The sequence below is a fragment of the Spirochaetaceae bacterium genome, from assembly GCA_009784515.1.
In the GTDB taxonomy this organism is placed as follows: domain Bacteria; phylum Spirochaetota; class Spirochaetia; order WRBN01; family WRBN01; genus WRBN01.
Map to the genome: position 1 here is coordinate 1 of WRBN01000029.1, position 20,196 is coordinate 20,196.

Annotated in this window: 17 protein-coding genes; 13 read left to right on the forward strand and 4 right to left on the reverse strand. The window is 40.9% G+C overall.

All coding sequences use genetic code 11. From position 1 onward, the window contains the following. Nucleotides 1–519, forward strand: a 519-nt coding sequence (locus FWE37_04590; protein ID MCL2520265.1) for a hypothetical protein, incomplete at its 5' end; no start/stop codon positions are given. Between the two features lie 44 nt (nucleotides 520–563). Here FWE37_04590 and FWE37_04595 read toward each other — a convergent pair. The 3 genes from FWE37_04595 to FWE37_04605 form a co-directional block, all read right to left on the reverse strand. Further along, a complete protein-coding gene (locus FWE37_04595) occupies nucleotides 564–1,100 on the reverse strand; it encodes a hypothetical protein (GenBank protein ID MCL2520266.1) in 537 nt (178 codons plus the stop codon). A gap of 234 nt (nucleotides 1,101–1,334) precedes the next feature. Next, nucleotides 1,335–2,360 (reverse strand): permease prefix domain 1-containing protein, encoded by a 1,026-nt coding sequence (locus tag FWE37_04600; GenBank protein MCL2520267.1) that lies wholly within the window; start codon nucleotides 2,358–2,360, stop codon nucleotides 1,335–1,337. Between the two features lie 16 nt (nucleotides 2,361–2,376). Then, complete coding sequence (locus tag FWE37_04605) at nucleotides 2,377–2,736, reverse strand: PadR family transcriptional regulator (protein ID MCL2520268.1); 360 nt, start codon at nucleotides 2,734–2,736, stop codon at nucleotides 2,377–2,379. 287 nt (nucleotides 2,737–3,023) lie between these two features. On the opposite strand from FWE37_04605, the gene gyrB reads away from it, so the two are divergent. From gyrB to FWE37_04635, 6 genes are all read left to right on the forward strand, one after another. Further along, entirely contained in the window at nucleotides 3,024–4,922 is a 1,899-nt protein-coding gene (gene gyrB, locus FWE37_04610) for a DNA topoisomerase (ATP-hydrolyzing) subunit B (protein ID MCL2520269.1), read from the forward strand. 16 nt (nucleotides 4,923–4,938) lie between these two features. Further along, a complete protein-coding gene (locus FWE37_04615; GenBank protein MCL2520270.1) occupies nucleotides 4,939–6,132 on the forward strand; it encodes a site-specific DNA-methyltransferase in 1,194 nt (397 codons plus the stop codon). Continuing rightward, nucleotides 6,119–6,982, forward strand: a complete 864-nt coding sequence (locus tag FWE37_04620; GenBank protein ID MCL2520271.1) for a CfrBI family restriction endonuclease — start codon at nucleotides 6,119–6,121, stop codon at nucleotides 6,980–6,982. Before FWE37_04615 ends, FWE37_04620 begins: the two co-directional genes overlap by 14 nt. Nucleotides 6,983–7,224: 242 nt before the next feature. Further along, on the forward strand, nucleotides 7,225–8,346 hold the full coding sequence (locus tag FWE37_04625) for an NAD(P) transhydrogenase subunit alpha (protein MCL2520272.1): 1,122 nt from the start codon (nucleotides 7,225–7,227) through the stop codon (nucleotides 8,344–8,346). Between the two features lie 75 nt (nucleotides 8,347–8,421). Further along, nucleotides 8,422–8,712 carry an NAD(P) transhydrogenase subunit alpha gene (locus FWE37_04630; GenBank protein MCL2520273.1) on the forward strand — a complete coding sequence of 97 codons (291 nt, stop codon included), beginning with the start codon at nucleotides 8,422–8,424 and terminating at the stop codon, nucleotides 8,710–8,712. Next, a complete protein-coding gene (locus tag FWE37_04635) occupies nucleotides 8,712–10,145 on the forward strand; it encodes an NAD(P)(+) transhydrogenase (Re/Si-specific) subunit beta (protein MCL2520274.1) in 1,434 nt (477 codons plus the stop codon). The genes FWE37_04630 and FWE37_04635 overlap by 1 nt, the downstream gene beginning before the upstream one ends. 754 nt (nucleotides 10,146–10,899) lie before the next feature. Here FWE37_04635 and FWE37_04640 read toward each other — a convergent pair. Next, nucleotides 10,900–11,274: a hypothetical protein gene (locus FWE37_04640; GenBank protein MCL2520275.1), complete on the reverse strand. Its 375-nt coding sequence runs from the start codon at nucleotides 11,272–11,274 to the stop codon at nucleotides 10,900–10,902. Nucleotides 11,275–11,588: 314 nt separating this feature from the next. On the opposite strand from FWE37_04640, the gene FWE37_04645 reads away from it, so the two are divergent. From FWE37_04645 to FWE37_04670, 6 genes are all read left to right on the forward strand, one after another. Next, nucleotides 11,589–12,095, forward strand: coding sequence for an NAD(P)H-dependent oxidoreductase subunit E (locus FWE37_04645; GenBank protein MCL2520276.1), 507 nt, complete (start codon nucleotides 11,589–11,591; stop codon nucleotides 12,093–12,095). A gap of 10 nt (nucleotides 12,096–12,105) precedes the next feature. Next, complete coding sequence (locus FWE37_04650) at nucleotides 12,106–14,055, forward strand: NADH-quinone oxidoreductase subunit NuoF (protein ID MCL2520277.1); 1,950 nt, start codon at nucleotides 12,106–12,108, stop codon at nucleotides 14,053–14,055. Nucleotides 14,056–14,066: 11 nt separating this feature from the next. Next, nucleotides 14,067–15,824 carry an NADH-dependent [FeFe] hydrogenase, group A6 gene (locus FWE37_04655; protein ID MCL2520278.1) on the forward strand — a complete coding sequence of 586 codons (1,758 nt, stop codon included), beginning with the start codon at nucleotides 14,067–14,069 and terminating at the stop codon, nucleotides 15,822–15,824. A gap of 212 nt (nucleotides 15,825–16,036) precedes the next feature. Next, nucleotides 16,037–16,657 carry a hypothetical protein gene (locus FWE37_04660; protein MCL2520279.1) on the forward strand — a complete coding sequence of 207 codons (621 nt, stop codon included), beginning with the start codon at nucleotides 16,037–16,039 and terminating at the stop codon, nucleotides 16,655–16,657. Between the two features lie 68 nt (nucleotides 16,658–16,725). Beyond that, nucleotides 16,726–18,978: a type I restriction enzyme HsdR N-terminal domain-containing protein gene (locus FWE37_04665; GenBank protein ID MCL2520280.1), complete on the forward strand. Its 2,253-nt coding sequence runs from the start codon at nucleotides 16,726–16,728 to the stop codon at nucleotides 18,976–18,978. Nucleotides 18,979–18,999: 21 nt separating this feature from the next. Then, a partial coding sequence (locus FWE37_04670; protein MCL2520281.1) for a 2Fe-2S iron-sulfur cluster-binding protein occupies nucleotides 19,000–20,196 on the forward strand: 1,197 nt, incomplete at its 3' end.

Consider the following 20,196-nt stretch of genomic DNA (forward strand, 5'->3'; position numbering starts at 1 on the left):
CGCGTATTACAGGCGATAGGCGAAATATTGGCCGATGAATATTTTGTAGCTTTAAACAGAGACAGAGATGAAGCACAAAGAATAACGCCGGAAGATAGAATTTTAAAACCACAGCAGATTAAACAGCTTTACACCGAAGGTGTGGGAACATGGGCCGAGTACCAAGAAGATTTACAAAAACCAACAAGTCAAAGAAGGGTATATATTATTACCGGGTGGCATGGTAGGCTTGAGGCGAATGTTACATGTTTCGTTGAAGATAATAACATGGCCATAGCTAAAGCGATGGCCATGTTAAATGTACCTGCCTCTGTAACTAGGCCTACAGTTAATGACAATAATATGACCAGCCGCTTTGTAAGGCATGAACATGGGACTACATTATTTAACAATACCGGCACCCATTTCACTCTAATAGATAGACAGAAAAATACTCATTGGGATCCTGACCCTACCACAGAGAATGTATTAAGGAGAGTAAATATAATATGTAGACGATTTAATACAAATATTAATTAATGTAAAAACTGATCAGTAATTATTTACATTAAATATATAAATAATTACTGATCGGATCTTAATATTTGTGTTTTATCGTTAAGTCCTTTTATATCTTTTTTTTCTAAAAGGTTCCCTACAAGCCAAATTCTTATTAAATTAACATTATAATTTATATCAAGGCTAATTAATGGATTATGGCTCACATCAATCTCTATTAAATTAATTAAATTGTTTATATTAATAATAGTTAACTGGTTATTTCTTGCATAAAACCTATTTAATTTAGTTAAAGTGCTTAAATTTAATGTAGTTAAGTAGTTAAAACTTATATATAGTTCAGTTAATCCAATTAAATACTCAATACCCTCTGCATTGTTAATACCTCTCCCACTAGCCCTAAGCCATTCAACCTCTGCCAACTCATCACTCAACCTCTGCCCGGTTAACCCGGCATTAGGCCCTAACACTTCCGCCACCACCGCCCTTAAATTCTCATCAGGGAATAAACTGGCTAGCGTAGCGTTAGCCGCTACCGGCAACCCTTGCCCTTGTGCGTTTATGGCTATTAGTAATAAAGCTATAGTTAATATTTTTTTCATAGTAATAGTTTAGCATAGTTTACGGTTAAAGTAAAGCTAAAAGATTAAAGTTTGGCCTGTAAGCGTAATTTTGCGTTAAATATTTAGTACCTATAGATGGATAGTTACCTTAATGATGACTATCCATCTATATCTATCCTTTAATAAAAAAGGAATAAGTAACAAGGAACAGAAAAATTTTCCCGGTTCTTTATTACTCGTTCCTTTTTAATTTTCAGTTTTTAATTCTTACTATTAATTCTTTTCTTTCCTTTTCATAAAAAAGGTGGGGAGCAAAGCTTGCAGGCCGGTGGCAAAAATAAATATTATCCAAGACCAGCTCCAACTGGCCAAAAACCCCAGTGTTAAAAAGATAGCTACAGCAAAAATCCAGATAGCGCCGCTTATCATACCAAATTTTACGCCGGCTTCCGGGCTATTCCATATTAAGTTGTACTGCTCTTGGCCATACAGGTTTTTGGCCCAAGGTTTTAGCCTCTCTTTTTCGGTTAAAATTAAAAAAGCTAACAAACCGATACCGGGCAGTAAAAAGGTGATGATAAGACCGATAAGCGGAATTAAGGCGATAGCTGTGGGGACACCTTGCTCAAAAGTAAGAGGTAAGTGAGAATGAGAGCGAAAGCGTTCGGCAAAACGTTCTTGCATATAAGGGGCAACTTCGCTGGTAAACCTTTCTCCAGTCTCGATGGCCGACATCGTGCCAAAAAAAGTTACTGGCATCGTAAAAATGGCAAAGGCAATAAGAGCGGCGGCGGCGGCATACCAAGCGGCTCTCTTTTTACTTGCGGGAAAAGCGGTGGCGGTTTCCTGTGTCATACCCAACCAAGTAAAGCCCGCTACGGTTACGGTGATAAAGGGTAAAATACTGCCAAACATGGCCGTAAGTGATAACATTGCGGGAAACCCCGTCGATCTTGTAGCAAAAAAGACGGTTGCCCCGATGGCGGCCCCTAAAAGGAGTAAAGCCCCAAAGGCAATGTAACCGGCCACCCGGCTCTTGCTCATATATTGCTGAATACCCATATAAACCTCCTGTAAAATTTCGTTGCGTTTTTTAAGCGAAAGCTCATCGGCTAAAGCCGAGACATCGCCAAGCTCGGTAGTAGCTTTTTCAAAAGCTGTTTTTTCATCTAAACCTTTCTTCATCAAATTTTCTATTTTAGCGTTAAGGTTAGCCAAAAGCTCTTCTTTAAAGTCGGTCAGCGCCACCGTTTCTTCGTAACCCTCAAAAAGGGAATTAACAAATGCTTGTGTATTCATATTTCCTCCGTTTTCGCTACTCTATGGTGAGCAGCCCATCAATAATTGTTTTGGTAAAGTTCCAATCGCGTACATTTTGCCAAAAGGTTTGTTTCCCTTTTTCACAAATTTGGTAATATTTGCGCCTTGCACCCAATGTTTCATCTCCCCAGTATGAAGAGATACAACCATCGGCCTCCAGCCGTTTGTAACTGGAATATAAAGTGGCCTCTTTTAATTCGTACCTTTCTTCGGTGCGCTTTCGTATCCGGTTATAAATTTCAAAGCCATAGGCATCGCTCTGCATTAAAATGCCCAATACGATGGTATCGGTGTGGCCGCGTAATAGGCCCTCTGACAAATTGGCATCGGCCAAGCTTTCTTTTTCTGCCTCCATTTTTACCTCCTAAGTTAATTTTTTTTATAAAACTATTTTTGTTGTTAAAATAGTCTTATTGTCAAGATAAATTATATATCAAAGTACTATGATTGTCAAGTATATTTGAAAAGAAAAATGAAAATATTTTATTCTGCTGCGAAAAGCATTAGGCACACACAAAGGGGTAAGTTTTTTCATATCTTTTGTGGTTTAAAATCTTTTCTTTTAATTTAAGTTATCAGTTCTTAACTATAAAAGCTGCTGGCGGTCTAGCCTAAAGTACTTAAACCTGATATAGTGTAGCTATGAGCGATTATAGTGCACAAAGTATTCAAATATTAAAGGGCCTAGAGGCCGTACGCGTTAGGCCGGGTATGTATATTGGCAGTACCGGCCCCGATGGCCTTCACCATTTAGTTTACGAAGTTGTTGATAACAGTATCGATGAAGCCTTAGCCGGCCATTGTACGTGGGTTAAGGTGATTATCGAAAAAGATAACATCATTAGGGTAGAAGACGACGGACGCGGTATCCCGGTGGATATTCACCCCGAAGAGGGCCTTTCGGCCCTTGAAGTAGTTATGACCAAACTGCATGCCGGCGGAAAATTTGATAAAGATAGTTACGCAGTATCGGGTGGTTTGCACGGTGTGGGGGTATCGGTGGTTAATGCCCTGTCGGAGTGGCTGGAGGCTAAAGTTTACCGCGAAGGTAAAATTTACACCCAATGTTTTGATAGAGGTATTACCCGCCACGAATTACAGCATTTGGGCGATACCGAAAAAAAAGGTACCACCATCAGGTTTAAGGCCGATGACCAAATTTTTACCGAAACCACCGCTTACAGTTTTGATGTTTTGGTGGCACGTTTGCGCGAGCTGGCCTTTTTAAATAAAGGCATCAAAATTATTATTGTTGACGATCGTAAAGAAACGCCTATCACCCGCGAGTTTCACTTTGAGGGCGGTGTTAAAGAGTTTGTCAGTTATTTAAGTCAAAATAAAGCCGTCATTCATAACGAACCCATCTACTTTGAAATAGAAAACGATAACGTACGTATGGAAATTAGCCTGCAATATAATAATGATATTAACGAAATTACCTATAGTTTTGTTAATAACATTAACACCCGCGAAGGCGGTACGCACCTTACCGGCTTTCGCACCGCTTTAACGCGTGTTATTAATAATTTTGTTAAAGATAGCCGTCATCTTAAAAAACTTAGTGAAGGGGCTCTTACCAGCGATGATGTGCGCGAGGGCTTAGTGGCTATTATCAGTATTAAAATTGCCAATCCGCAATTTGAGGGGCAAACTAAGCAGAAGCTGGGGAATAACGAGGTTAAGGGGGCGGTGGATAGCGCCGTTTACGAACGGCTTACCGCTTTTTTTGAGGCTGAGCCTAAAGTTATTGATATTATCCTCGAAAATGCCTGTAACGCCGCCAATGCTCGGTTGGCTGCCCGTAAAGCCCGTGATTTAGCCCGCCGTAAGAGTGTGTTGGGCGGCAGCGGGTTGCCCGATAAACTGGCCGATTGCAGCGATAAAGACCCGGCCAGCTGCGAGTTATTCATTGTGGAAGGCGATAGCGCCGGCGGCAGTGCTAAAGAGGGCCGCGATAGGCGCACACAGGCCATTCTACCTTTATGGGGTAAAATGCTTAACGTAGAAAAAACTCGGTTGGAGAAAGTAATTGATAACGAAAAGCTCTTGCCCGTTATTTTGGCGCTGGGTGCAGGGATTGGCGATGACTTTGATGTAGAAAAGCTGCGCTACCATAAAATTATCATTATGGCCGATGCCGATGTGGACGGCAGCCACATTCGCACCCTTATGCTCACCTTCTTTTTTAGGTATATGGCTAAATTAGTAGAGGGCGGCTTTGTGTACATTGCTAACCCGCCGCTTTATAAAGTAAGTAAGGGTAAAAAACATTTTTATGCTTTTAGTGATGACGAACGTGATGCCGTTGTTAAAGCCGAAGGCAGTGATGATATTATGCGTTACAAAGGTTTAGGTGAGATGAACAGCGAAGAACTGGGCGAAACCACTATGAATAAAGAAAACCGCAGCTTAACCCGTGTTACCATGCAGGACGCTATCGAGGCCGATAAGTGGTTTACCATTTTAATGGGCGACCAAGTGCCGCCGCGCAGGCAATTTATAGAGGAAAATGCGGCTTATGCCATTAATTTAGATATATAGGTATTTAAAATAAAGTATGAGAGATACTTTACTAGATTTTAGTAAAATAAGCCAAATAAATTTATTTAATGAAGAGAAGCTATCGGTTAGTTACATTAAAGAGCTTGGGGCTAAGCGTAGCGAAGAAAATTTAGATAAGCTTATTATCTTATTTGCTCAAGATAACCCGATTGATATTCGGCGTGAGATAGTCTCCTCTATTGGTAGGCAGCTTAATAAAGACAAAATTTATAACTTTATTCATAATAATGTTTATAGTTGTGGCTTTATGGAATTGGTTTACCAGATGTTTAGAACCTGTCTTTACAATAATACAGATTTACGTTTTTTAGAGTTACAACAAGCTATACTTAAGCATTTTGATAACGAAGTTTTAGACAAAATGCAGCGCTATTATACCTATAGGCAAAGTAAAAAGAGTGAAAAACATCTTCCTAAAATAGTTAATCCTTTATTATTAAAGGGTGATAATGTTATTACCTTGCCTATATTACCCGAACAATCGGTGCAGCTTATCTTTAGCTCGCCGCCTTATTACAATGCACGTCTTTATGCAGATTATAAATCGTATAACGATTATTTAAGCAAAATATTTAAGACATTGGAGCAGTGTTTTAGGGTGTTAGAAGATGGGCGCTTTATCATTATCAATGTTTCACCGGTTATTACCAAACGGCCGGGCCGCGAGTTTGAAAGCATTAGGTATCCTATTCATTTCGATTTTCATAAAATTTTAGAGCAGGCCGGCTTTTATTTTATCGATGAAATTATTTGGATAAAACCAGAGTATAGCGTGCCCAATCGAGTGGGTGGCTACCACCAAACACGGTTACCCTTAAGTTATAAACCAAATTGTATTACAGAATCGCTCCTCGTTTACCGTAAGGCCGCCGATTTTTTGTTGGATAAAAATATCAAAAAGTATCCTAGTGGCTTAGGGATTAATAAAGCCGAAAAATACGAATCAACTAATTGTTGGTATATTCAGCCTAAGGCCGATAAAAACCACCCGGCTGTCTTCCCAGAAGAGTTGTGTGAAAAGGTTTTAACTTATTATTCTTTCCCGGGCGATGTCGTGCTCGACCCTTTTGCCGGTAGCGGCACTTTCGGTAGGGTTGCTACTCAAATGGAACGTATTCCTGTTTTATGTGAGCAAAATGAAAAATACATCAATATTATTCAGCAAGGCGGGCATTATGATAACCTTTGAAGAAGCAGTGGTTAAAGATACCATTAGTAAATTACTTAAGGGCGAAGATTACCGTACGGTGGTGATAAATGCCATTAATGTTGAGTTCTTAGATTTTGCTATTAAATTTTTTAAAGAAATTATCGATGCCAAATATCATAATACTCATATTAATTTAGAATGGTATAAAGAAAGGTTTATTAATAGTAAGTTATTATTACCCGAAGAAGCGGCCATTTATGCCGGTGTTAATAAAAAAACTATCACTAACATTAAAGGTACAGCCACTAAGGAGGTAGTGCTGGAATTTGCTAACGAAAACTTTGAGTATTTAGCGGCAATGGTTTCGGCTTTAGAAGATGATACGCAGGCTGGTCTAAGTGTTATTATAAAACTTTCTTATAATGGTATATCAGTGGAGCTATCTTTAACAGAAAGTTTACTGGTAATAAATGCTTTAGCTACCAAAAAGATGGCTATTAGGGGCGGCGCTTGGAGCGCTATGGGCAAAAAAGTAGAAAAACCTTTAATGCTAGCTTTGTGTAAGTTATGTGATGTACCGGAAGAGTATATAAATAGTGAAATTTTTAAAAAAGATGAAAATAAAGATTTTGACCGTGAAATTGACTTTAAATTGTGGAACAAAGATAAAACTCAAAGTTACAAAGTAGAAGTGAAACTGATGGGTAGAGGTAACCCTGAAAGTGCCGATGTGGTTTTTGCCCGCGATACCGATATTTTTATAACCGATACTTTAAGCGAACAAAACAAAGCTCAGTTTTTTGCTAATAATGTTAAGTTTTTAGAGTTAAAAGGTAACAGGCAAGTTAAAGAGCAATTTATGGAATTGCTTAATTCTTTAAATATTTAGGTATTAGCAGCCAAGAATTGGTACAGTATTATAAATAAATATAATTGCTGTATTTAGGTGATTAATTTAGTCCCGGTAAGGGGCTAAATTAATTTTTAAGGGAAAATTTTTATTTAAGTAGCTCTAATAACTATTAAAACTGTAATTTTTCTTCTTGCTATTTATTTTAATTATGCTATAATGGTAGTTAAAATAAATACAGGAGGCGTTTACGGGCTAATTTATTAGCCTAAATAGTAGCTATGAATAAAGTATTTTTATGTAAAGAAACTGATAAAAATGAAACGCGAGCTGCCTTAGTCCCTGCCGATGTCAAAAAGTTAATCGGTATGGGTTATGAAGTTGCCGTAGAAAGAGGGGCCGGGTTAAAGATAGCCGGCTGTACCGATGCCGAGTACGAAGCCGCCGGCGCTAAGCTTATGTCTTTAAATGACGGCTATAATTTTGCCGACATCGTGGTGCGTATTAACAAACCAGATAATGTAAGCGGTATTAAAAAAGATACCTTGCATGTTAGCAGCTTTGATGTTTTTAACGAAAAAGCCGCCATTAATGATTTTGCCGGTGCCGGTATCCGAATGTTAAGCCTAGAAATGATGCCGCGTACTACCATCGCTCAAAAGATGGATATTCAAAGTTCTCAGGCTTCGCTGGCCGGTTATTACGCCGTGCTGCTTGCCGCAACCAAACTGCCAAAGGTTTTCCCTATGATGATGACCCCTTCGGGTACCATCTCGCCCGCCAAAGTTTTTATTATTGGTGTGGGTGTGGCCGGTTTACAGGCCATTGCTACCGCGAAACGTTTGGGCAGCCGTGTAGAAGCCTTTGATACAAGGCCGGTGGTAGAAGAGCAAGTAAAAAGTTTGGGTGCCAAATTTGTTAAAATTGATATTGGTGAAACCGGTCAAACCGAGCAAGGTTATGCCAAAGAGCTTACCCCCGAACAAGTTGAATTGCAACGCAAAGGCCAAGCAAAGGTTTGTGCCGGCAGCGATATTGTTATTACTACCGCTAAAGTTTTTGGCCGCAAAGCCCCAATCCTTATTACTAAGGAAATGCTTGCCCAAATGAAGCCCGGCAGCATTGTGGTGGATATGGCTGTTAAAACCGGCGGTAATGTGGAAGGCAGCGACCCTACCAAAGATGTAATGCTGGATAACGGTGTGCTTATTGTGGGCGGCGACAGCCTAGAAAGGTTTGTCGCTAAAGACGCTTCGGCGATGTTTAGCGGTAACATCTTTAACCTACTTGAGCACTTTTGGGATAACGAAAAGAAAAGTTTTAAGTACGACCCTGCCGATGAAATTTTGGCCGGTTGTGTGATTACCGATGGTGGGAAGATTATCCACCCACGATTTATTTAATTAAAAGCGGAAAGGTGAAAGTTGAAAGCTAGTGGCTTTTAATTTTCAGTTATTAAATTATAGGAGAAAAATTTTATGGGTATAATTAGCCTGTTGTTTGTCTTTGTTATGGCGGCTTTTTTGGGGTTAGAGCTTATTGCTAAGGTGCCTTCGCAGCTGCATACGCCGTTAATGTCGGCTACTAATGCTATTTCGGGCATTATTTTAATAGGTGCGGTTAGCATTACCGCCGGTCAAACCTTTGGCAGCTTAGGCATGTGGCTTGGGTTACTGGGTATTTTTTTAGCCACTATCAATGTGGTGGGCGGCTTTTTGGTTACCGCCCGTATGTTAGAGATGTTTAAAGATAAGGGAGGTAAAAAATAATGCGAGAAATGCTTATTAACTTAGCATACATTTTATCGGCCGTATTATTTATTATGGGTATAAAACGGCTAGGCAAAATTAAAACAGCTAGGCAAGGTAATGCGGTTTCGGCCTTTGCTATGTTGGTGGCTGTGGTGGCCATCTTTTTCGACCCTCAAGTTATGGCCGCTGGCTTTATCGGCACTTTTGATAATGTTCATTTATGGATATTTGTCGCTATTATTTTGGCTTCTTTAATTGGTATTGTTTGGGCTAAAAAGGTAGCCATGACGGGTATGCCTGAAATGGTGGCCATGCTTAACGGCTTTGGTGCTTTGGCCTCCTTTGCTGTTGGTGCAGTAGACTTTTTACGTATTCGGGCTACAGGCGGTGAGACCGATATTATAACTGCTGTTTCTACGGGGCTAGCTATCTTTATTGGGGCAATGGCCTTTACCGGTTCAATTATTGCCACCCTTAAATTATCAGAAAAAATTTCGGGTAAAGCTGTAATGTTTCCCGGTCAAAATGGCCTTAACGCTCTTATTATGTTATTGGTAGCGGCTATTATTGTTGTGTACGCTTTGCCTGTTAGTATAGTAAGTGTAGAGATTAAAACCTATGCTATTATCGCCTTAATGGTTATTTCGGCCATTTTTGGTATTACTTTGGTTATGCGTATTGGCGGCGGCGATATGCCGGTGGTTATTTCGCTTATCAACAGCCTTACTGGTTTAGCTGTTGCCAGTGCCGGCTTTATTATTTTAAATCCTGCCCTTATAGTAACCGGTTGTTTGGTAGGAGCATCGGGAATTATTCTTACCCTTATTATGTGTAAGGCCATGAACCGCTCTATCAGCAACCTTTTATTTAGTGGTTTTGGGGCTAATGTAAGTAGTGGTAAGGCGAATGGCCCACAGGCCGAGCCAAAATCGATGAGCGTAGAAGACGCTTATATGGTGATGGAGGCCGCTCAAAGTGTGGTCTTTATTCCCGGTTACGGTATGGCCGTTGCCCAAGCGCAGCACGCTGTAAAAGAACTGGCCGCTAAGCTGGAAGAAAATGGTGCAGAGGTAAACTTTGCTATTCACCCGGTAGCCGGCCGTATGCCCGGCCACATGAACGTTTTATTGGCCGAAGCCGATATTCCTTATGAGCAGCTAAAAACGATGGACGAAATTAACCCCACCATGCCAACCTATGATGTGGCAGTGGTAATTGGTGCCAACGACGTTGTCAACCCCGCTGCCGAAACCGATACCAGCTCGCCTATTTATGGTATGCCTATTATTAAGGCCCACGAAGCGCGTACGGTATTTGTGCTTAAGCGCGGGAAAGGTAAAGGCTTTAGCGGTATAGAGAACGAGCTGTTTACACGGCCAAATACCATAATGATTTATGGTGATGCTAAAGGTACAATTACCGGCCTTGCCAATGAGTTTGGTGCAGAGTAATTTACAAAGGGGGCCTTAAGGCCCCCTTTGCAGTTATTAACTTATAAGTTAATAGTTAATGATTTAGGAGAGGCCGCATAGCGGCCTTTTTTATTGGTAATCATTATTTTGATTAACATCTTTATTTTCCTATATACTGCCTAATATCACCTCTTAGCGGTTCGGACTCAAGGCCAACTAAAGCCTCTTTTATGCGGTTCTTATTTAAAATAAAAAATTAAACTTAACGCCGAGCCACCGTTACCGGCCCTACCGAGCCGGTAGCCCCAGTATGAGTAGTGCTGCCAACGATACGGCCGTTACGGGTAATAGTAGAGGTAAAGGTGTAGTTTTGGCTGTCCGTCCCTAAGCGGCTGATGATAAGGCTTGCTCTGGCATCGGCATAAACAATAAAGCTGTGGCTAAAAGGTAAGGTAGTGGTTCTGGTTTCTGCTCCTACAGCGGTAAGTAAAAAGATAGTAAATTGCGTGGTAGGGTCTACGGTATCGTTAGTGCCGGCATAAACGGCAGTAACTTCGTAAGTTAAATTTAAACTTCCTTAATTAATATAAATTTTAAATAACAAACTGCTAGCAAGCCAAAGTATTTCTGTAATTAAAATAATTTTAAAACAGGCCTACTATGACAGCTTGTAAAGTTATTTTACACCATCAAAGCTTCAATGTCAAATTAAAATTTAATGGTTAGCTATTAAAAAACCTTTCGGCAACGAAAGGTTTTAAATTGTAATATTTTGCTAATGATGGTTAAAAACTTACCAGCGGTTTACAGCTACCGGGCCGGCAAAACTGCCGCTGCCGATATGGCGGTTACTGGTAACAATCCGGCCGTTGCGCCTAATGGTAACGGTAAAAATATAATCGGTATTATCGGCCGGCAGGCGGTTGACGGTGATAAACCCCATTGTATCTTCGTGTATGGTAAAGCTGTGGTTAAAGGGCATACCGCTTTGTATGTTTTGTTCGCCTACAGCCGTAAAAAAGAACACCCTAAATTGAGTAGAGCTATCAACGGGGGCATGGCTATCGGCATAAACGGCGCTAACTTCGTAGTGTAAAGTTGGCGGCGAGGAACAAGCTATTAAAGTTAAACTTAAAGCTGTGAGCAGGGTTAATAATATTTTTTTCATTTTTAAAACTACTTCCTTACAGCCTAAAAATTAATGGTGTTGTTGGTCTGCTGTATTTAAAAGAATAATAGCAAATTTTTGAGCTTTTGGCAAGACTTTAGAAATAATTAAAATTAAGAAGTAAAAATTAAAAATTCTTTACTCTTTAATTATTCCTTGTTTCTTATTTCGATGTTTGGCTACTGGCCTGCCAAAAAATATAAAGATATTCTTTAATAAACGTAAAAATAATTAGTTTTTAAAAATTTACGCTAGCCACAACTAAAAATTGTGTGGTATAATGGTAGTAGTATACAATTAAGGGGGCATTTAAATTGGCACAAGCAAATTGCCAAAACCAGTTGGCAAGTAAATTTTATAACGAGCTGGATGAATTTATAGCAGGCTATAAATTTGATAAGCATGATAACCGCCGTAAAGGTAATATCATTCAAATATTACATAAGGCGCAGCATATCTTTGGTTACCTACCCGCCGAGGTACAGCAGCACGTAGCCGATAGAGTGGGAGTAAGTTTGGCCCATATTTCGGGTATTGTTAGTTTTTACAATTACTTTACCGTTACACCTAAGGGCAAATACAAAATAGCTGTTTGTATGGGTACGGCCTGTTTTGTGCGCGGCAGCGGCGAGGTGCTGGCTCAGTTTGAAGAGCAAACCGGCATAAAAGCCGGTAAGGTAAGCGATGACGGTAAGTTCTCCATCGATGCGGTGCGCTGTATTGGCGCTTGTGGCCTTGCGCCGGTACTTACCATTAATGAAAAAGTTTATGGCTCTGTAAAACCTGAGCAAGTAAAAGATATTTTGGCTAATTATTATTAAAGGGATAGTTATGGAAAAAATTAAAAATTACGATGAGCTTAAAGCTAAATACCGCCAAAATTTAACTAGGCTAACATTACGCGAAGTTATTGATGAGCAGGTAAAAAAAGATATAGAGCAAGCAGCTAAAAGTACGGCTAAGCACGATATTCTAGTGTGCGCCGGTACCGGTTGTACCGCCTCGCGCAGCCTAGAAATTATCACCAGCTTACAGGACGAGCTTAAAAAGCAAGGCATAGAGGGTGTTAATGTTATGCCCACCGGTTGTTTTGGTTTTTGCGAGCAAGGCCCGATTGCCCTTGTTATGCCGGAAGATACCTTTTACGTTAAGGTTAAACCGGAAGATGCCGCCGAGTTGGTAGAAACGCATATTAAAAAAGGCGAAAGAGTAGGAAAATTAATTTATCATGAACCGATTGGTGATACTTTAATCGAAAAGCAGCACGATATGCCTTTTTATAAAAAGCAAAAACGTATTGCCCTGCAAAACTGCGGGTTAATAGACCCCGAAGATATTGATGAATATGTGGCTATGCGCGGTTTTCAGGCTTTAGGCAAAGTTTTGTTCGAGCTTAAACCGGCTGAAGTGATTGATATTATGAAAAAATCGGGCTTACGCGGGCGCGGTGGGGCCGGTTTTCCAATCGGCCTAAAGTGGGAGTTTGCCGCTAAGTACCAAAGTTCCGAAAAATTTGTGCTGTGTAACGCCGACGAAGGCGACCCCGGCGCTTTTATGGACCGCGGTATCCTTGAGGGCGACCCTTGCAGCGTGCTGGAGGCAATGACTATTGCTGGTTATGTGATAGGGGCCAATAAAGGTTACATTTATATTAGGGCCGAATATCCGCTGGCTATCGAGCGCTTAAATATTGCCTTAAAACAACTGCGCACCTACGGTTTGTTAGGTGATAACATTTTGGGCAGCGGCTTTAACTTTGATGTAGAGCTAAAATTTGGCGCCGGCGCTTTTGTTTGCGGTGAAGAAACCGCTCTTATTCATAGTATAGAGGGCCAACGCGGCGAACCAACCACCAAGCCCCCTTTCCCGGCCGAAAAAGGCTTGTGGGACCAACCCACCATTATTAATAACGTAGAAACTTTGGTTAATGTGCCGCGTATTTTGCTTAACGGCCCCGAATGGTACGCCGCTGTGGGCACCGAAGAATCGAAGGGCACAAAGGTTTTTGCTTTAGCCGGTATGGTAAATAACGTTGGTTTAGTAGAAGTACCGATGGGCGTTACTTTACGTGAGATTGTTTATGAAATTGGCGGCGGCATTAAAAACCATAAAAAATTTAAAGCTGTGCAAACCGGCGGGCCATCGGGTGGTTTAATTACTAAAGAAAACCTCGATACCCCTATTACTTACAAAAACCTCTCGGATATTGGCAGTATGATGGGCAGCGGCGGTATGATTGTGCTAGATGAAACCAGCTGTATGGTAGATGTGGCTAAATTTTACCTAGAATTTACAGAGGAAGAAAGCTGCGGCAAATGTACCAGCTGCCGTGTGGGCACCAAAAGACTGCACGAAATGTTAATTGCCATTAGCGAAGGTAAAGCCCCTGCCGATACTCTTGAGAAATTAGAAGAGCTAAGCAACACCATTGTTAAAACCAGCTTGTGCGGACTGGGGCAAACGGCCCCTAACCCGGTGTTGTCCAGCTTGCGTTTTTTCCGTGAGGAATACCTTGAGCATATTAATGATAAAAAATGCCGAGCAGGAGTTTGTAAATCGTTGTTAAGTTATATTGTTAATGATAACTGTATTGGCTGTACCGTTTGCGCTAAAAAGTGCCCGGCGGAGTGTATTAGCCTAACCGATAGGCCGGTAACCGCCAAGTTAGCCAACGGTAAAGTGCCGGAGGGTAAGTTTATCCATATAGTTAATCAGGCCGAGTGTACCAAGTGCGGTATCTGTAAAACTGCCTGTAAATTTAACGCCATCGATTTGATTTAAGGAGATTAATAATGGTAAAGATAGAGATAAATGGTACCCCGCTGGAAGTAGAGGCCGGTACTACAATTATAGAGGCTAGTAAAAAGATAGAAGGGCTAGAGATACCGGCCCTGTGTTATATGAATTTAGGCTTATTTAAGCTAGACCACCACGTGGCCAGCTGCCGGATTTGTATGGTAGAGGTTACACAAGGGCAAGCTAAACCACGCTTGATGCCTTCGTGCGCCGTGCCGGTGGCGGAGGGTATGAAAATTGTAACCAACACTCCCGAAATTATTAACCACCGTCGTAATGTGCTGGAGCTATTACTAAGCGATCATCCTTTTGAATGTTTAACTTGCGGTAAAAATTTAGAGTGCGAGCTGCAAACTTTAGCTAAAAAATTTAACATACATGAAGTTAAGTACAAGGGCGAGCAATCAACTTACCCGCTGGATATAAGCAGTAAGGCTATTAAGCGCGACCTTAATAAATGTATTATGTGTCGCCGCTGCGAAACGATGTGTAATACGGTGCAAACCGTTGGCACCTTAACCGGTTACGGGCGCGGCTTTACCGCCGTTGTAGGCACCGCCGGCCTTGAGCCTTTAAAAGATACCAACTGTACCTTTTGCGGCCAATGTGTAAGCGTGTGTCCTACTGCCGCTCTTGCTGAAATTAACTATACTAAAGATGTATGGAGCGCTTTAGCTAATCCTAAAAAGACGGTGGTGGTGCAAACGGCGCCGGCTGTACGTACCTCTATCGGTGAAGAGTTTGGTTTTGCTGCCGGTTATGACGGCACCGGTAAATTGGTGGCCGGCCTTAAAAAGATGGGCTTTAATGCCGTTTTTAGCACCGATTTTGCCGCCGACCTTACCATCATGGAAGAATCTAAGGAGTTAATAGACAGGATACAAAGCGGCAAAAATTTGCCCATTTTAACCAGTTGCTGTCCCGGCTGGGTTAATTTTTTAGAGCAGCAATTTCCTAGCTTGCTAAATATTCCTTCCACTTGTAAAAGCCCTATGCAAATGTCGGGTGCTATCACCAAAAGTTATTACGCCCAGAAAATTGGTATAGACCCTAAAGATTTAGTGGTAGTAGCCATTATGCCGTGCTTGGCTAAAAAATATGAAGCCGGCCGTGAAGAGTTTACTAAAGATGGCGTGTCCGATGTTGATTATGTACTTAGCGTGCGCGAACTGGCCAAGATGTTTCGCGAAGCCGGGGTGAATTTTGCTGCCTTACCCGATGCCGAATTTGACAACCCGTTAGGTGAAGCTACCGGTGCCGGCACTATTTTTGCCACGACCGGAGGGGTTATTGAAGCTGCTCTGCGTACCGCCTACGAAACCGTTACCGGGCAAGAGCTTAAAGGCAGCGATATAGAGTTTCATGCCGTGCGCACAGCGATGGAAGGTGTTAAAGAGGCAGTGGTCGATTTTAACGGCCTTAAACTAAACATTGCCATCACCAACGGACTCGGCAATGCCCGTAAAGTGCTGGAAAAAATTGAGGCCGGCGAGGCTAACTACCACGCCATCGAAATTATGGCTTGTCCCGGCGGTTGTATCGGCGGCGGCGGTCAGCCGTATATTCATGGCGACACCGGTAAAATTGAGGCCCGCAGGCAAGGGCTTTACAAAATTGATGGCAATGATAAATTACGTAAATCGCACTTAAACCCGTCTATCCAAAAACTTTACAAAGAGTTTTTAGGTGAGCCGGGAGGCCACAAGGCGCATGAGCTGTTACATACGCATTATAGCGATAGGAGTAAGGGTTAAGTTGGCTAAATAGGGACACAGGCCGTCAAATAGGCTGGCTTGTGCCGTTAGATAGTGAAAAGAGGGCTTTAGCCCTCTTTTTATTTATTAAACTATTCATCTAAATTCTATTTTTATCAATATATTTTAATGTAACTTAGCAAAAGAGAATAGCGTGTTAGGCCGTAAAACACTCTTGCCAAAGCGGTAAAAAGGGTATATAATATAAACCTATGGTACAAAATGCATTACTTATTGCTTTTTATGTTGGTAAAAATATAGAGCATAGCAATAAATTATTTAGAAGCTTTAAGGTTAGTATCGAAAAAGCTATAACTAACAGTTATGTTATGCAGGCTAAAGATAATAGCTTTAATTTTGATGATATAGTGGTCATACTTTATCCTTTAAATTATAGCTTTATTATAGCCGGCGAAGCCGATATGAACGAGCTTATAGCCGCCATTAAAGCCGCCGATTATAGTTTAATTAAAGATAAAAACTTAACCATTACTAAGCCGCTTTTTAGTTTACTGTACGATAATATGAGCTTAACCGAAGAAAAAATTTGCGGCGAATGCAGCCCGTGCCGGTTAGGTGGGCCGCGTATTAAAGAATTTTTAAAGCTTTTTACCAATCACAATGTCGTTATGGGGCACCTTAGGCAGGCCGGTAATGTAGGCCGGGCTATGAAGCAGGCCAGTATGTGCAGTATAGGCATGTTTGGGGCCGATAGTTTATTGTTTGCTCTAGAGCACTTTACAGCGGCTTTTATTAATGCCGTGCGCGAATCGGCCATTAAACACGATGAGGCCCAATATTACGCTTCTTTGGGAGACTTAAATGATTATTGAGGTTAAAGTTAATGATATAACGGTTAACTTTTTAATTTTGTAGCAGTAAAGAATAATTAAGAGATATAATGACTAAAGAACAGCTTTTTGGTAATATAAATTTTGAAGCTCTCAAGAACGACGCAAACTTTAAAGAGGATAGCGTGCGTGAGGTAATGATTTTACCTTTAATTAAGGCGTTAGGCTATGAAGATGACGCTATTGAACGCAGTAAAAGCTTAAAACACCCCTTTTTAAAGGTGGGCAGTAATAAAAAGGTGGCTATTAAGTTAATACCTGATTATTTATTAAAGATAGATGACAACTATGTGGTTTGTTTAGACGCTAAAGCACCTAATATTCATATTTTAGATAACGACCATATAGAGCAGGTGTATAGCTATTCTGCCCATACTGAAGTGCGGGCCACGTATTTTGCTTTATGTAATGGTGTGCAGTTTGCCTTATGGCGAAGGGAAGAGAGTAAGCCTTTACTTGTTTTTAACTTAAATGAAATAGAATACTATTGGCAAAGATTATTTTGCTATATTTCGCCTTATTCTATAATTAGTGATAATGTTATTTACACCCAAACCGAACTGAAACATGATGATAGTTGGTATAAAAGCAGAAAACTACCTAAGGAAATACAGGTAAAAAAACGTGCCGTTAAACGGCATTTTGGTGTACATGGCTATTTTACGCGGCAAAGCTGGGATATTGTTCAAACTTATATAGAAAACTTTAGCCAGCCAAGCGATGTGGTACTAGACCCCTTTGGCGGCAGTGGCGTTACGGCAATAGAGGCGATGATGAGTAACCGCGAGGCTATTCACCTCGATTTAAACCCACTTTCCATCTTTATGACCGAAGCCTTATTAGCCCCTATAACCGAAGAAGAGCTAACCACAGCTTTTGTGGCCATAAAAGAGCAATTTAAAAAATTTGCACCAAAAACAGATGAAGATGTAGAAAAAGCCTTAAAAAAATACCCTTTGCCCAAAGGGTTACGTTTGGCTTTGCCTAAAGATGCCGATGTAGCCATCGTTGGCGAATTATTTACAAAGCAACAACTGGCCGAACTTGCTTTACTAAAGTTTTTAATAAAAAAGCATAGAAATAAAAATTTACAAAAAATTTTACTGTTAATGTTTAGCGGTACAGTTACACGGGTAAATTTAACTTATCATGTTAGTACATCTGTAAAGGCAAAAACAGGCTTTGGCGGTAATGCGGCCGCCTTTCAATATTATCGTTATCGTATTGCTAAAGAGCCTACCTATGTAGATGTACTTACCTGCTTTGAAATGCGTTACCAAAAGGTAAAGGCCGCTAAAATGGAAATGGCCATCTTTTTAGAAAATTATCTTATAAGATACAATGGTTTACCGCAAGTTATTCAAGGTACAGCCACTCAATTACCTTTAGAAGATGAAAGTATCGATTATATTTATACCGACCCGCCTTACGGCAAAAAAATACCTTACCTCGATTTATCTGTTATGTGGAATGCTTGGCTAGATTTTGAGGTTACCGAAGAAGATTATTTAGCCGAAGCCATTGAAGGTGGTGAGCATAACCAAAGTAAAGAAACCTATAATAAACTTATTGCTGAAAGCATACGCGAAATGTACCGTGTACTTAAATATGATAGGTGGCTAACCTTTGTCTTTGCCCATAAAGACCCCGAATTTTGGGACTTAATTAAACTTACCGCTGAATTAAGTGGTTTTGAGTATGTGGGGGCCACAGCTCAACCGAATGGCCAAACTAGCTTTAAAAAACGCCAAAAACCCTTTGCTGTGCTTAGCGGCCAGTTAATGATTAGCTTTAAAAAGGTAAAAAACCCGCGTGTATGGTTAAGCGCTAACTTAGGTATGGATATAGGACAAATTATTTTACAAACTATTGAAGGAGTTATTGCTAAAAATAATGGAGCCACTATAGAGCAAATTAATAATGAACTCATTATTAGAGGATTAGAGTTAGGTTTTTTAGATTTACTCAAAAAAGAATATGAAGATTTAGCCGTTTTTTTAACAGATTTTGATTTTGAAGAAAAAACAGAGCTGTATAAAATTAAGAAAAACACCAAATTTAAAACTCATATAAATATTGAGTTGCGTATTAAATATTATTTAATTAGCCACTTACGTCGTGCCGAACGTGCTAATAACGTTGCTACTTTTGATGAAATTGTGCTAAATATTATGCCTTTACTTAAAAACGGCAGCACTCCCGAAGGGCAAACGATATTAGGCGTATTGCAAGAAATTGCTGAACAAGCCGGTGATGGCGGCTGGCGGTTAAAACAAGAAGGACAACGCGAGTTGTTTAATTAAAAACAACACTTGGAGACTTAAATGATTATTGAGGTTAAAGTTAATGATATAGCTGTTAATATTAAAGAAGGGGCTTCTATCATCGAGGCGGCCGAACTGGCCGGTGTACGTATTCCTACCCTTTGCTACCACCCCGATGTGCCGCCCAGCGGTGCTTGCGGTATTTGTGTGGTGCGTATGCCCAATGGCCGTTTGGTACGGGCTTGTAATACTAAGGTAAAGGCCGGTACCTATTATCGCACTCACGACCTTGATATAAATATTATCCGCAAGACGATACTCGAAGAAATATTGGCCGAGCATCCGCAAGATTGTTTGGGTTGCCGCCGCAGCGGCAGCTGTGAATTGCAAAATTTAGCGGCCGAACTTAACATTAGAGGCTCGGTTTTAAACCCGGCGGTGCAGGAGAATTTTGTTGATAATTCATCGCCTATCGTTTTTGATACGCGTTATTGTATTCATTGTAACCGCTGTGTGCAAATTTGCAGCAAAGTACAAAATGTGCATGCCCTCGAGCTGGTGGGCGCAGCCGATAAATCGCGCGTGCGGCCCGTAGATGGGTTAACTTTAGCCGAAGGGCCGTGTATTAAGTGCGGTCAATGTGCCGCCCATTGCCCGGTTAATGCCATTAAAGAAAATGAAGATATTAATGAGCTAGCCGACCAATTAGCCCTGTCGCGTAAGTTAATGACGGTGCAGATAGCCCCCGCCGTCAGGGTAAGTTTAGGCGAAGCTTTTGGCTTGCCGGTAGGCACGGCGGTTACCGGTAAAATTTACGCCGCTTTGCGCCGGCTGGGTTTTAAAGCTATTTTTGATACCGTTTTTGGGGCCGATTTAACCATTATGGAAGAGGCGCAAGAACTGCTTAAGCGACTGGATAGCGGTGAGCAATTACCACTAATTACCACTTGCTGCCCCAGCTGGGTAGAGTTTATGGAACGTTTTCATGGCGATATGATAGAGCATTTTAGCAGCTGTAAAAGCCCTATGATTATGACCGGCCTGTTAACTAAAAGTTATTATGCCGAAAAAGCCGGCCTAAAAGCCGGTGATATTTACCATGTAGCCGTTATGCCTTGTACCAGTAAAAAAGAAGAAAAGGATAGGCCCGAGCTTGTCCATGACTATAAAGATGTGGATATGGTTATAACCACCCGTGAGCTGGCTAGACTAATTAAGGAAAGCGGCATCGATTTCTTAAGCCTGCCCGATGAAGAA

Coding starts and splice junctions, on each gene's coding strand:
- FWE37_04595 (MCL2520266.1), bottom strand. CDS start 1,100: ATGAAAAAAATATTAACTATAGCTTTATTACTAATAGCCATAAACGCA.
- FWE37_04600 (MCL2520267.1), bottom strand. CDS start 2,360: ATGAATACACAAGCATTTGTTAATTCCCTTTTTGAGGGTTACGAAGAA.
- FWE37_04605 (MCL2520268.1), bottom strand. CDS start 2,736: ATGGAGGCAGAAAAAGAAAGCTTGGCCGATGCCAATTTGTCAGAGGGC.
- gyrB (MCL2520269.1), top strand. CDS start 3,024: ATGAGCGATTATAGTGCACAAAGTATTCAAATATTAAAGGGCCTAGAG.
- FWE37_04615 (MCL2520270.1), top strand. CDS start 4,939: ATGAGAGATACTTTACTAGATTTTAGTAAAATAAGCCAAATAAATTTA.
- FWE37_04620 (MCL2520271.1), top strand. CDS start 6,119: ATGATAACCTTTGAAGAAGCAGTGGTTAAAGATACCATTAGTAAATTA.
- FWE37_04625 (MCL2520272.1), top strand. CDS start 7,225: ATGAATAAAGTATTTTTATGTAAAGAAACTGATAAAAATGAAACGCGA.
- FWE37_04630 (MCL2520273.1), top strand. CDS start 8,422: ATGGGTATAATTAGCCTGTTGTTTGTCTTTGTTATGGCGGCTTTTTTG.
- FWE37_04635 (MCL2520274.1), top strand. CDS start 8,712: ATGCGAGAAATGCTTATTAACTTAGCATACATTTTATCGGCCGTATTA.
- FWE37_04640 (MCL2520275.1), bottom strand. CDS start 11,274: ATGAAAAAAATATTATTAACCCTGCTCACAGCTTTAAGTTTAACTTTA.
- FWE37_04650 (MCL2520277.1), top strand. CDS start 12,106: ATGGAAAAAATTAAAAATTACGATGAGCTTAAAGCTAAATACCGCCAA.
- FWE37_04655 (MCL2520278.1), top strand. CDS start 14,067: ATGGTAAAGATAGAGATAAATGGTACCCCGCTGGAAGTAGAGGCCGGT.
- FWE37_04660 (MCL2520279.1), top strand. CDS start 16,037: ATGGTACAAAATGCATTACTTATTGCTTTTTATGTTGGTAAAAATATA.
- FWE37_04665 (MCL2520280.1), top strand. CDS start 16,726: ATGACTAAAGAACAGCTTTTTGGTAATATAAATTTTGAAGCTCTCAAG.